This window comes from Paenibacillus sp. FSL R10-2778 (assembly GCF_038593035.1).
In the GTDB taxonomy this organism is placed as follows: Bacteria; Bacillota; Bacilli; order Paenibacillales; family Paenibacillaceae; genus Paenibacillus_AQ; species Paenibacillus_AQ odorifer.
This window is the reverse complement of sequence record NZ_CP151956.1, coordinates 829,158-843,258: the sequence shown is the minus strand read 5'-3', so window position 1 is coordinate 843,258 and position 14,101 is coordinate 829,158. Positions and strand designations below refer to the sequence as shown.

9 protein-coding genes are annotated in these 14,101 nt (G+C 42.8%); 1 reads left to right on the top strand and 8 read right to left on the bottom strand.

All coding sequences use genetic code 11. From position 1 onward, the window contains the following. Positions 1–62: 62 nt before the first annotated feature. From NST40_RS03715 to NST40_RS03690, 6 genes are all read right to left on the bottom strand, one after another. Complete coding sequence (locus tag NST40_RS03715; protein ID WP_342410408.1) at positions 63–3,428, bottom strand: HEAT repeat domain-containing protein; 3,366 nt, start codon at positions 3,426–3,428, stop codon at positions 63–65. A 175-nt stretch (positions 3,429–3,603) separates the two neighbouring features. Further along, positions 3,604–4,356, bottom strand: coding sequence for a peroxide stress protein YaaA (gene yaaA, locus NST40_RS03710; protein WP_076276971.1), 753 nt, complete (start codon positions 4,354–4,356; stop codon positions 3,604–3,606). Between the two features lie 96 nt (positions 4,357–4,452). Beyond that, the gene (locus tag NST40_RS03705) at positions 4,453–4,701 is read right to left on the bottom strand and encodes a hypothetical protein (protein ID WP_076185123.1); all 249 of its coding nucleotides are present in this window, start codon (positions 4,699–4,701) and stop codon (positions 4,453–4,455) included. A 31-nt stretch (positions 4,702–4,732) separates the two neighbouring features. Then, positions 4,733–6,289, bottom strand: coding sequence for a glycosyltransferase family 39 protein (locus NST40_RS03700; protein WP_076276970.1), 1,557 nt, complete (start codon positions 6,287–6,289; stop codon positions 4,733–4,735). A gap of 672 nt (positions 6,290–6,961) precedes the next feature. Continuing rightward, positions 6,962–7,783, bottom strand: a complete 822-nt coding sequence (locus tag NST40_RS03695; protein ID WP_076277009.1) for an aminoglycoside phosphotransferase family protein — start codon at positions 7,781–7,783, stop codon at positions 6,962–6,964. A gap of 100 nt (positions 7,784–7,883) precedes the next feature. Continuing rightward, positions 7,884–8,771 carry a hypothetical protein gene (locus NST40_RS03690; RefSeq protein ID WP_256715810.1) on the bottom strand — a complete coding sequence of 296 codons (888 nt, stop codon included), beginning with the start codon at positions 8,769–8,771 and terminating at the stop codon, positions 7,884–7,886. Positions 8,772–9,254: 483 nt separating this feature from the next. Here NST40_RS03690 and NST40_RS03685 point away from each other — a divergent pair, with 483 nt between their 5' ends. Beyond that, on the top strand, positions 9,255–10,778 hold the full coding sequence (locus tag NST40_RS03685) for a flavocytochrome c (RefSeq protein WP_076185126.1): 1,524 nt from the start codon (positions 9,255–9,257) through the stop codon (positions 10,776–10,778). 83 nt (positions 10,779–10,861) lie between these two features. Here the strand turns inward: NST40_RS03685 and gnpA are convergent, their stop codons facing one another. Beyond that, the gene (gene gnpA, locus NST40_RS03680) at positions 10,862–13,024 is read right to left on the bottom strand and encodes a 1,3-beta-galactosyl-N-acetylhexosamine phosphorylase (RefSeq protein ID WP_076274718.1); all 2,163 of its coding nucleotides are present in this window, start codon (positions 13,022–13,024) and stop codon (positions 10,862–10,864) included. A gap of 12 nt (positions 13,025–13,036) precedes the next feature. Then, positions 13,037–14,056, bottom strand: a complete 1,020-nt coding sequence (locus NST40_RS03675) for a glycoside hydrolase family 88 protein (protein WP_076128555.1) — start codon at positions 14,054–14,056, stop codon at positions 13,037–13,039. Positions 14,057–14,101 lie beyond the last annotated feature (45 nt).

Genomic DNA, 14,101 nt, shown 5'->3' with positions numbered 1-14,101 from the left:
CTCAGGCCGATTTGCAGCCTGAGCTTTTTTGATGTTTTATTATTTTCAAAAAATATCAAAAACTAATCTATCGCCGTCCAAATATTTAGCGCAAGTGAGCGAACCGCAAGGTTCGTGTGATCTCTGTACAACCGCAGACGCTCTGCAGGCTCTGGACTCCACAATAGAGCACTTCCGGCAACTTCAAGCAACGAAAGTCCAATATACTGAGATTCGTAACGACTCTCAGACCCTAGAACATCTACAATTTCCAATAAAGTTTCCGGACTCCAGTATCCCGTGCTCTCTTCTAAATTATACGCGACCTGCTTATAAACATCGCTTAATAGCTGGGGCTGATTTGAAATAGTGGTAACCATCCGATTGAGATAATTGGCGGATTCCTTCACATTATTCCAATCTATTGCTGCTATATACAATTTCATCACAGCTTGCTGTAAGGTCTCATCAGATGCCAGACAGTCAATCAGATCCGTATACAAAGGGATAAGGTGCATCCGGGTGATTTTTGGCAAAGCTATCAGCTGGTTGACTAATTTCAGTAGACGTTGCCGATGAGGCAAATCTCTTTTGGCAGTGGCGTTCCATTCATCCCTTATCGCTGCACTAACCAGTCTCTGACATACACCAACTACAACCTCATTGATCTTACCATCGCGACAGGTTTCTACCAGCGTGTTCATAGCAGTTTCCCATCTAGTGCTGTCTTCCAAATCCGTAATAGACTGAGCGGTGGCAGCTGCAACAATCCCTTCATTTCCATTTGTCCACCGCATCATAGAAATGAAAGCATATCTGCCAATATACGCATCTTGGTGCCTTGCGATTTCAAGGATTAATCCTAGATAACGTGGTCTAAAGTCTAGCGGAAGAGCATTAGGCTGTTGAGATAATAAACTTCCTGCAATGTCACTTTCTGATGAAGAAGCCATTGTACTTAACATATCCCAAGCGCGTTCATCATCTAAAAGCTGTTTCGCAGCATGCCCTATGGCTATGATTACATCCTTGTGTGCATTGGGTTTCTGGAACTCGTTCATCAATAGCGGAAGGCTGTCATCGCTTCTATAAGCGCCCAGTAAGCGGATGGCTTCTTTTCTGACAGTGATCTTCAGCTTATCCCGATTCAGAAGCTCTTTCAGCATAGTAACCAGTAACACCGGATTCACCCTGCGGATGCATCTGGGTATCGAGTACATGGCTACACGGGCCCGGTCCCCATCCAGATTCTCCAGCAGAACGGGAAGTGCCTTCTCCGGTTCTTCCATAAGCGAAAAGGCATGAAGTGCAGCTTCTACTACAGTTACTTCCTTATCCTGCATAAGCCCAAGTAACCTATCCGAACCGAGATCAGGCATGCTTGCCATGATCTTAATAACGCTTGCACGCTCCCAAAGATTACGTTTGGCATCGTATGCAATTTTTTCTAATAAGGCACTTAAAGCTTGTTGCTGACGTGGCAGCCATCTGTGGAATCCATCCGCGGCCGGCACAAGATAGATAGTTTTGCCTGATAGGAACTTGCCCTTAATGACAGCCCCTGAAATAAAAGGATCGAGCCATTCCTGACGCTTCAGATGCAGATGCTGGAACACTTCATGGATCGTAATATACGATTTATCTATAGCTAATAATTCCTTAACTCTGGCATCACGCGTTGTACGAGGCGCAAGCCAGTATCTGGCCGCTTGTATGGCTGTAGAATCCGCCTTTGCCCTCGTTGCTTCCTTTAACAGATTCTGAAGTTTTATAATACCGTAACCTCTTTTACCGAATGAGCTAGCTAGGCTTAATACCAGATTGTAGTCTTCTCTTTTGTTGGCCTGTACAGCTAATGTATAAATTTCGTCGAAGATAATCTCTTCTACTCCCCGGGGTAAATTCTTCTCCAAGGATGGAAGGGAAAGCTGCCCATTCTGCTTGGCCAATTTCTGAATCGTATTTAAAGAAAACTTAAACAGCTCACCGTGAGGAAGTAATGCGTTATGCCGGAGAATAGCAAACGCCAGTTGTTGAACGGAAAATTTTGTGCCATATGAAGTATCTCTAGCCTCTATAACACTATCAACAAGCAAAGTAAGCTCTTGTACATGGGCATCCGTGAACACAGACGCAGGACTTTCCGATAGCTCTTTAAACACAGCGCCCCGGACAGGATCCTGATCATTTTTAATCCGGCCCAGGTACACCAAAGTTTCATTCATACCCTGTCTCGACAGAACGGTACTTCTGATCAGCTGCATAAGCGCCGTGGCACGTTCGTCTGCACTGGATACCTGTGTTGCTTGTTCAAGTCCCGCTCTTGAATGAAGAATAGAACGGCAAGCTGTAAATCTGATTGTTCTCTCCCGGTCATCATTGATTTCACGAAGGCCAAGCATCCGGGTGGCTTCCTTGTCACGCAAGACATGCGGTAATACATACAGTAATCTTTCCGGAAAAATACGTTCATTACGTTTATCTTCTTCATACACAGCATCGAAAATGACTTTGCGGTTAGAAGGTGCAATATTATGAAGCAGCTTTGCTATGTGCATAGGGTGATCTGCGAGTAGTTTCGCTATCTCAATCCATTGATCCATGGATAAATATTTTTTCCTTTTAAGAACAGCTTCAGGAATACCATAAGAAATCAGATCGCTCCGCGACTCCGTTCGTGTTAACAGTTGATATACCTTATTAGGATTTTGGCGTACAAGCGTGCCAAGCTGTTCTTTTAACGCAGGATGTATGATGCCCATAGGTCCATGATTCAGCGCACACTCCAGCACCAAGTCTGCCTTCAGATTGCATAGGATCTCCAGAGCTGATGAGAATCTCCACCAGACATAGCCTTTTTCCCTGAGTGGTGTGCTTTCCAGTGTTGTTGCAAAGTATTCTGCTACTACGTTAAGATGCCGGCTGGATAATTTCTTCCAGTCTTTTATGGCATACCCGATATCAGCAAGCCATTTACTTACCGTAGCCGAATAACAGGCCTGCAATATAATCGCGGCTTCCTCCGCTCCCCATCGGGCATACACTACAGGCAATAAGCGTTCTGCTAATTCCTGACGGTTAATCTGTGAAATACTATGCAGCAGCTTGCGGCGGCAATCATGGGATAAATGGGGGAGCTCACGTTCAATATCAGCATCCGAAGCCACCTTTGCCAAAAGACCCGCAGCCGTATTTCTGATACTTGCCTTGGGATGCCGCAGTGCTGATAGAATAATAGCAGCATCTTGTGTTGCAATGGCGCCGATTAAGGCAAGTCGTGCTTCATAAACACCATCCTCCAGCAAAGAGGCTAGTAATTGGGAGTACTGGACAGATCCGAGATGATCACGGCCTAGGATTGCTACTTTTTTGATTCTGTCGGAATAGCCTAGCGAATCCAATTCTTTAAGTAAGCTCTGTTTATCCAATGGATCTCTTTTGAAAATCATAAGTCCTCCTCGTTAACCTGTTCTTATTCCACCCGAACTTTATTCTCTATACCCTAATCTATCCCCTTTAAAAAAACTAGAATTCAGCATCTGGTTTCGTTGACCAAAAAATAAAGGTAACCCTGAAGCAGGTTATTCAACCCCCTTCAGAATTACCCATCATGTACTGCTTGCTCTAGTCATTCTTTTTCTGAATAAACACATACGTACTCTCATCCGACAGCTCATCAGCAAAGCTGAAATCAAATCCGTCGAAGCCTTTGATATCCTCCACACAGCTGATTTGCCGCTCAGCCATGAAGCGTACCATTTCACCTCTGGCCATCTTGACCAGGGTCGCTCTCTCTACTACCTTACCGCCGATCTCCTGCCCGAATACACAACTAACCATTCGAACATTCCCGCCAATGTAAGGGGAGATGCACTTGCTGTATTCCTTAGAGGCCAGATTCAGAATGATGTCAGTCTCCGAAAACAGCTGATCTGCCAGCTTCCTGTTCCAGAACTCGTAGATAGACTTGAAACCAGGTCCGCTAAGCTTTGCCTGCATCTCCAGCCTGTACGGAACAACGCCGTCAAATGGCCGGACAATTCCATAGAACCCTGATAATATCCGTAAATGCTGCTGAAGATATTCCAGCTCCTCCATTTGAAGTACCCCTGGTGCCATGTACTGGTACTGGATACCCTCATAAGAAAAGATAGCCGGTGTAAGATCCCGTGTTACATCCATATCCCGAATCCGTTCCACATTCAGCGTGGCGATGGCATCATTGCATTTCCATAACGATTTGGCTTCTTCATAATTCAACTTTTGTAATAAGGCCAGAAGAGTCTGCGACTCGCTTATGAATTGCGGCATCTGGCGGCAATCCAAGAAATCCGTATCCATCTTCATCTTCTTGGCAGGCGATATAATGATTCTCATGGTGCTCCCTTTTCTTACCCCCGCGGGGAATTTAAATGTAACCTTATCCTATCACACTTAATCTTCGTAGGCTTGGGGCAAGTTCATGAAATTTGTTCACTGCCGTCCACCTTGTGCGCCACCGCTATCTGTACCTGGGTTGCCGTTTCTCCTTGTCCCACCATTCATGCCGGGAGATCCGCCCCCATCTTTACCCCGCCCGCCAGTGAAGCCCTGTCCCCCGTTCGCTCTTGACCCGGAGTCAGTACTCGTTATCTTCTGTGCGGTAATAGCATCGCAGGAGACGAGCACCATGGAACAACTTAGCACTGCTATGAGCAAAGCGAAATATCGCTTGATCCGCATCTTTGAATCCCCTCTTTCCGAGCGAACATAGTTAACGTGGAAAATATCTTTTTAACATATAATCGTATACGTCCTTAAAACCCATATAGGATAATACGATCAGCAGCGGATACACCGGGTAAATATACCGGGACTTGATCTCCCATAAAAGATAGAATCCGATAAAGCCCAGCACTACAAGAATCAAAGAGGTCTCTTCAAATCTTTTGGCTCTTATTCCACCCATTAAGCGAACGAGTATAAATACATACATCAGAAAATTCAGAACATACAGCAGCCACAACATTCCACTTCTATAATTGGAGTCTGCCTTAAACAAATCCGTAGCAGCATTAGTGTAGCTATAACGGTCCATGACAAAGCCCATTCTTCCCCCGTTACTGGATGATCCGTCATTTCCGAGCCCATATCGTTCCATCTGGTAGGTTCCTTCCGTCCAGGTCCAAACGATTTTTTTATAATACATCTTCACTAAGTCACTTAGGCCCGCCTCGGAGAGTTTATTACTGATTTCTTCTTTAAATAACTCCGTACTTTCTGCCTTATTATAATTTGCATCCTGCTGATAGATAGCGTAGCTCTCCCGGTTGTCCCAGAACCCAAACGTCTCCAGATTGATCCCCATATTCAGCCACATGTAGACAGGTGCGGAATTTTCGTTCATCGGTTCATCTACAACATTCGTCGCCTGCAACACAGCATTTTGCGTCCAGCCGGGGACATTAAACAATATGGCCGTGATAACCAAAGCGCTAAAAACCTTTTTCACCCCGATAGAACGTATGTTGAATAAAAGACCCGCCACCACGGTAATCAGAAAAATAACACCGATACTGCGGAAATAGTTGCCTATTGCCAGTAAGAGAGCTGCGAAGAGAATATCCTTAATGGACCTTCTTTTGATAAATCTTATGGCAAAATATAAAGCACTTGTCAGAAAGGCGGTAGCGATCACATCGTTATAGATAAAATTACTCATAAACAATGAAGGGATATAGGTTGCAGCAAACACGAGGATGCCATAATCCTTATCCTTGGACTTATAATTGAGCTCTTTATACAGCATGTAAATCATTAATGAGGTTAAGAGTGTAAATAGAATATTAAATATTTTGATTACCAGATAATTATCCGGAAAGATCAACAACAACGTCTTTAAATATAAAACGATCGAAAAATTAAACGGAAACATATGCAGATAGCCGTTCGTGTCAAACGACGAATAATCATTCCTGTACAGCATGTCGAGTGCCAATGAAAGCACTGTCTGCGAATCATCCGTCGGCAAGCGTGGAAACAGAAAGATAATCACCATCTGGATTGCAAAAGAAAACAGCAGTATGGCTGGAATGACTATTTTCCAACTGTACTTATTAAGCTTCAGGCACATTTTATACAAAATAACGCTTAATGCCAGCACCACTGCGATCACTAGAATAAAAAGACCCAGCTGTTGTCTCTCCAAAATTGGCGTGTCCCCATATACGAAATAATTATATTTCGCCCTAATAAAAAAGGAGGATGCGATAAAAAGACCGATAAAGAATGCAAGTATGAGATACAATGTTTTTTTAATTCCTCTTATCATGGAAAACCTCCTTTGCGCAATCGAAAGCCCTTTACAATCCGCTGCCCCGATTCATAAAAAGCATTATAAACACCCAAACTGAAAATCCAATGAAAATCGGAAGTTTGGGAATTCGCAAAGAAGAGATTTAGAAAGAGAGGTACGTCCTACAATTGGGAATCAAAAAATCGCAAATGTGATACGGAAGTTTCAAAATGGAGAGAGTTGCGGAGACAAAGAGAGTAAATGGAAAACTACTCCAATCCTAGGGAGTATTATGACAAGAGTCTTAATTCTCTTTCAAACGATTATGCTATACTGGTGGAGCAAATAGAATAGGCTTAAAGGGTCGGTCGGCTACCTCTCACCGAAGGGAGGGATGCCTTGTGACAGTGTTTGAAGCAATGATGCTTATGCTAACCTTTGGTTCGCTTATCGTAGCGCTGCTGTCCAATAAACGCAAATAGACCGCCCACTCACAAAGGCATGCGGTCTATCTGTCGTGTCCTATTTGCTGAAGCCTACCGCCCTTAAAAGCGGCTATTGCCTTGGGAGTCGTGTTACAGCACGGCTCTCTTTGCATTTTACGTCTTTTCTACCTTTAATATACCACAAATAATTTAATAACGTAATAATGTACGGTGTTACATTACATTTCCAATCTCCCAGAAAATCCATCCATCCTTGCGTACATCAGAACAATTTACTATCCATCTTTTTTAAAAACCGATTATTAGCGATTAAGCCTTTCACTCTCTTCGTTGTATTAGGCCCTTTCGGTGTGCTACCTCTTCTATTCAGCAAAATCCACCGTAGACATGCCCAAGCTTCAAAGATCTCAAGTTCTTCCTGATCCATATCATTTTCCAATAGATAAGCAGTTCGGAACACATCAGCATAACGCTCAGAGATATATATTTTCAGCAGAATAAGTGACCAGGCAAAATCATATCTAGAGTCTCCCAACTGGCCGTTCGTCCAATCGATTATGGTATATCGCTCTTTATCCTCCACTATATTTCCGATATGAAAATCCCCATGAATGATACAGTCTTGCTTCATTGGAGTTTGCTCAACAAGAGCAGTCAACACATTATAAATATCAGATTGTTCTTTGGCTTCAGGGAAAAAGTAGCCGATGAAATCGTATTTTGGCAGTTGTATATTTCCAATCTCTTCAACGCGAATCTTATGTATTTTTGCTAATAGGCTTGCGAGTTCCTTCATTTTCCTGGTATTCATTTTATGAATAGGGGTTCCGTCAAAACTTGTTAACAACACCTTATGTCCCTCCGGATTGATTCCCCAGCCCACTGGTTTAGAGACGGCTACTCCTCGTTCGGATAGAACATCCAATAAACGATATTGAAACTGGACATCCGGTCTGGATTCCTTATTCCATGTTTTCAGTACATAGCTCTCTTGATCAGAATTAATCTTCATGACCTCAGCTTCAAATCCTTGATCCATTGTATGCGCAGTTAAGCTGTCTTCCTGATTTAATAAGTCGTTCATGATTTCGTTGTGCTCTAGCCAATTTATGATAGATATAGGAGTTTTCAAAAATGGGTTCTTCCTTTCGGAGTCAGCTACAACAGATTAACGCAACTCAAAATTACAAATAACATAAAATAGATTGTTCTATCCAGTACATAAATACAGTATCCGGGCTTTTCTTTTCAAACTTTTTCATTTTTAAATACATGTCCATTCCATCAGAAACATCATGCCATAAATCCGTAAATACAAAATCATATTTTTCCTTAGACATATGTTGTTCTGCATATTCGAAAGCATCTGCTTGGATAAGCCTGATCTTGTGAGCATTACTGAATTGTGGCAGTACATATTTATTAAATAAATCAATGACATCTTGATTTTTTTCAACAACCGTTATGCTTTCAACATTAACTTTTTCAGAAACCATATAAGCATAATAGCCAAGTCCAAGCCCAAACGTAAGAACATTCCCAAACGCTTTATCAACAGCTTCTTTCATTGTTTCTATTTCATTTGGTGTGATCGTCATCCAGATTCTGTCATTCTCCAAGACAGCCGGGAACATGAATTCAGTTTGAAAAAAACCAACCTGAGGAATTTGTCTTCCCTCTTCTGTCCGGATGATATCATTGCAAACAAAACCTTCAAAGGGTTTATATTTTTCATATTTTAATTCACTATTATTAATCTTTATAGTTGGTATCTTGATATTTTTATAATATGGATTGTCATAATATTCATTTGCATCAAGCTTATGAAGCATATTGCTAAAATATTGGTTGAACAATTCCTTATCATCAACATTATCAACCGTATCCATCCCAAAAGCAGCAGCCAGCATTAAACCAAAAGCGTATTCATAAGATACACCACAGTTTACGATTTCTTCAATTTCTTCTTTGTTAATAAAGTCGGGGGTATTATTCAAATAGCGGCTAAGTAAAGCAAACACTTTATAGTTATCTTCTTTTACTTTTTCTTTTATTACGTTATTAAATTCCATATTCTCACCTATTAATTAGAATTTGTTCCTATGTCTCATGTTAGTCTTTCCGGATTGACTAGTAGGCAATACTCTCATTTTACCATTTAAAAATCCAGAAAAACAAAAACCGCTTTACTAATCCGTGACAGTTACCACTTCTACAGTGAGAAAATCTCACGCCAAATCTTCTAGTTATATGGTTTATGGTCCATTTTCCGCCTAATCCGCTCAATATTTCGTTACCCTATGTTAGAATAGACGACTTGTATAATTTGTGAAAACTTTCACTAATAGTCATGATTGATGGTATACTTAATAAGAAGATGAACTAAAGAGAATAACGATGGAAACTGTGGACGTAACCGTAGAAGATTTGAAGTTAGGAGAATAACAGCGACGCGCGCGCTTCTCCACTTCCAACTCCCTCTGATACTTCCTTTCTTTTTTGTCGGGTTCTTTTGGTACATCTTAATAGAGAAATATAAAAGTGGAGGGTTAACAATGAAAAAGAAAGCAGCTGGTGCTCTGAGTCTCGTCCTCTCTGTCATGCTCGTTATCGCAGGTTGCGGTAATGGAAACGACAAGGTGAACGAGAGCAAGAGTAATAACAACGAGAAAAAAGAAGTTGAAGCCGTCTCCGGGGCATCTGAAGCAAGCTACACACCATTCGATCAATTAAAAGATAAATATGATATCATCATTGTCGGTGCGGGTGGTGCGGGAATGTCCGCGGCGCTTGAGGCCAAAGAGAAAGGCATGAACCCTGTTATTTTGGAAAAAATGCCGGTTGCCGGCGGGAACACAACCAAATCCTCTTCGGGGATGAACGCTTCTGAAACGAAATTCCAAAAAGAACAAAACATTGAAGACAGCAATGATTTATTTTATGAAGAGTCATTAAAAGGTGGCCATGACACTAACGACAAAGAAATGCTTCGTTTCTTCGTTGATAATTCCGCGAGTGCGATCGATTGGCTGGATTCCATCGGAATCCGCTTGAACAATATCACCATTACAGGCGGCATGAACGAAAAACGTACACACCGTCCTGAAGATGGCTCTGCTGTGGGTCAATACCTTGTCAAAGGTTTAGTAAAAAACGTACAAGAGAAAGAAATCCCACTTTTCGTGAATGCTGATGTCAAAGAAATCACTGAAAAAGATGGCAAAGTAAATGGCGTCAAGGTCCTCTTTAACCAAACAGAGGAAAAAACAATTACGGCAGATGCTGTCGTTGTAACCACTGGCGGATTCGGTGCCAATATGGATTTGATCTCCGAAGTAAGACCTGACTTGGAAGGCTACGTTACTACTAACCAAATCGGCAGTACCGGAGACGGCATCAAGATGATTGAGAAACTCGGCGGCACAACCGTCGATATGGATCAAATCCAAGTTCACCCGACTGTGCAGCAAGAAAAATCCTACCTCATCGGCGAAGCTGTTCGTGGGGAAGGCGCTATCCTTGTTTCCAGTGAAGGTACACGGTTCACCAATGAATTGGACACCCGTGATAAAGTAACAGCTTCCATCAATACACTACCTGAAAAAGCAGCTACGCTGGTCTTTGATTCCGGTGTTAAATCCCGTGTGAAGGCTGTTGAACAATATGACAAAATGGGCTTCGTGATTCAGGCGGATTCCATCGAAGCTTTGGCCAAAGAAATCGGTGTTCCAGAGGATAAGCTGGCAACAACGCTTGATACTTGGAACAGCGCCGTTAAGAATAAAAAGGATGCCGAATTTGGCAGAACTACAGGAATGGACAATGACCTGTCCACTGGTCCTTTCTACGCTATTAAAATTGCTCCTGGGATTCACTACACCATGGGTGGCGTGAAGATCAATACGAACACAGAGGTTCTAAATAAAGATGGTGAAGCTATCCCTGGTCTGTTTGCGGCAGGCGAAGTTACAGGCGGCTTACACGGACAAAACCGGATTGGCGGCAACTCTGTTGCAGAAATCATTATTTTTGGTCGTCAAGCTGGGATCAAATCTGCTGAATTCATAAAAGCAAAATAAGTAGATAACAGATACTATAGGCCTCACAGCAAAAAGCTCAAGCATCGGCAAGTTAGCCGCTGGCTTGAGCTTTTTTAATGGGATTAATCGCCAATAGTTCGGATAATAGTATCAAACGGATCTAATTCCAGGGTTTGTTGTCCATATTCCGTATCGATCGTAGTTTTTTGAAGCTGGTCGCTATTGTTAATCACGACGAGTATTTTACTTTCTGGATAATAAGCACACTCTGTATATAAATTATCCGTAATGTACTTTGTTTCCTTTAACTCATTCCCGGCATAACGAATCACATTTAATAGCAATCTTGTATTTTCAAAGCTTAAGGTGAAAGAAGGCAGGTAGATCCCCTTTCCTTTACCAAAGGCATGGGTGGACAATGTTATCATCCCACTCTTTTCACACAATACCGCCGCTGAGCCATCCGTAAGATAGATGTTATTTTTAGGTGTTATGCTGGCTCCTTCAGGCACTAAACCTTGCTCATCTCTAGCCTCAAATGTCCATCTTCCATGAGCTACCTTGGAGCCTGTATCCTCATCCAGACCAAGCACATGTGCCAATCTGAAAAAGCTGTCATAACCATCAAGCGCCGAAGGCTGATTGATACCTATAAAAGTACCGCCCTCATAAACCCATTCTGTCAGTAAGTCCACGCACTTATGGTCACTCCAATATTCTCCACCACTCCATGCTGAACCTGCCGAGCCGGCATTGATCACTACATCACACTCTTGTAATACTCCCTTACGGATATCTTCAAAATCAATGAACTGCACCTCAACCGGCAACCCGGACAAAGCCTCGTTGATATGAATCAGATCATGCATATACGTTTCATGGAAATGCCCGGACAAGGTCCACGATCTCAATTTGCCCCAAGCGTGCAAAATGGCTACCTTCGTCTTAATGTGATACGGTTTGCCTTTATGATGCAGCTCTTTAATTTCTCTGAATTCATCCGCGATCTTTTCGATATAATCACAAAAATCCGGATAAGGCTCTACAAGATGCAAATATCCGCCCAGTCCAATCCGATCTATAGGCTCTCTGAGCAAGGCGCGCCGGATATTAATCCAATACTTTTTGGCATCGAGCGTAGGGTTACCTCCCTCCATAAACGTAGGAAGCCCTCCCAATCCAACCGGAAATAAATAGGGATGCAGCCGAATCTCATGGGTATCTACTTTTACACCAGAACAAAGCCTTGCCTCATACCCTGAGAACACACATTTAATCATCCCGTCAAAACCAAACTCCTCAAAACGGTCATTGTAAGGCTCCATGCCAACCCAACTATCATCATAGAAGACATACGCCAGCTTATCGTGCTTATGCACAATATCAATTAATTGCTTACCAAATTCGATGACAAAATCATTGATAAATGCCATATAGTCCAGCTTCCGCTGCTGCGCCGGGATATGACTGACCCGATATTTCCCACCATTCACAAAATCCTCGGCCGTGAGCGAATACCCATATTTCTTGGCAAACAGATCAAGCGCCCTTGAGCTTACCGTAAAATCATATGAACCCCAGTCCGAGAACAAATGGCGATTGCGCTCATCACTGCCCCAGATCCAGGCGAAATTATAAAAGAGGGAGGTGAACCGAACCACTGTTGTTTCCTTATGCTTACGACACCAATCTTCAATCCAATGGAGTAAATATTTTTGCGTTTCTACATAGATGGGATCAATCTGCATCAGATGCTCTTTTTCCCAGTGATTCGTGGTGTGATTGTACATGGAGATCTCTTCCCAAATCCGGTAGACCATGAAGCTGACTGTGTATTTATGCCAAGGCGTTATTCCAGTAATGACTACATTTCCCGATTCCCGCTCATAATTCCACAGTTCTCTTGGAACCTCTTCGCCCGTCGTTCGGTCAAAAACCTGCCAGTACTTAAACGCCTCTTTGGAATCATTCACTCGGAATTGTTCAGCAAAAAAATCCTCCATCAGATAGATGGATAAATAATCTTGTACCGCTACCTTCGGATTTGTTATTAAAAAGCTCTGCTGCAGCTTGTCTGAATTCTGGGACGCCCATTCGTTATGATCTCTGATGATGCAGATTGTTGAATAAATGCCGTATCCTGCGTTGATAATCTCATCGGACAACTGTGTGCCGTCACTGTCACGGATGACATCGGCACCCCAACGTTCAGCTAATTCCAGGGTCAATGCCTCATAACCGGATTCTCCCGGCAGTGTAAAGGCCCCCGTTGTTTGTTTGGACAACTTGGATCCCTCCTATTTAAGCATATCGGATAGAAAAGCTAATGCTAAGCCTTGCCCCCAGCCTTGAATCCAGTCTTTTGGAATATTGCGGTATCCTTCCCGATCCTTCATAACCGCTGTTCCGCCAGAGACACCCAGTACCCGTCCATCTTCGCTGATATTGTTCAAAATACCTTTCAGGGCTTTTTGCACATATTTGGTATGCAGCGGATTGCCGTTATTGATCATAGCAGCCGCAATACCGCAAGACGCGGATACTTCTTCATAAGACTCCTCGTCATCGAGTACTGTCCGCCACAGGCCGTTCTCCGTTTGCACCAGCTTGAGTGCGGCCAGCTGATCGCGCAGCGAACACTCCACGTCCATACACTGCGGATACAGATACCATTCTTTCAAAAGCTTTTTAACTTGCGACATGGTGTATGCGCCCCAAGCATTCGCTCTGCCCCAGAATAGTCCAGACATGTGATCCTGCTTCACATTATTGTAGCCATGGTACCAAAACCCGCTGCTAGGATCTTGCAGGTATTTGATATGCCAATAATATTGATTCAAGGCATCTTGGATCATTTCCTGATCCTTTAATTTGCTTCCTACACGGAGCAGGAAAAATGCCGCCATAAACAGGGTATCCGCCCATGCCTGTTCTGGAAAATCATTAGAAATAGAGACGGTATGCTGCAACACATGATCTCCGAATCTAAGCGCATTGTTCTGTAGATAATCTACTTTGCTCATCACAATATCCCAATATTTCTGATTGCCTGTTTCCTCATACAAAGTGATCAGCATATGGCCCATGGCACAGGTATTTACCGTCCAATCCGGCAGACCCAGCTCGATATATTCATCTGCCCACTGGACAAGCATATCCAAATACTCTTTATTTCCTGTAGTTTCATAAGCTCTGGTTACCCCATAATAAGCCACACCACAAGGCCAGTCCCATGTTAAATCCATCGCCATTGTTTTTCTGACCACTTTGTCAATGACCCTTAAAATCTCTTCTCTGTCATAAGTTAATTGAAGCATCTTGTTTCTCCTCTCTTTCGCACACGCCCCCAAAGGCGCTTGAGA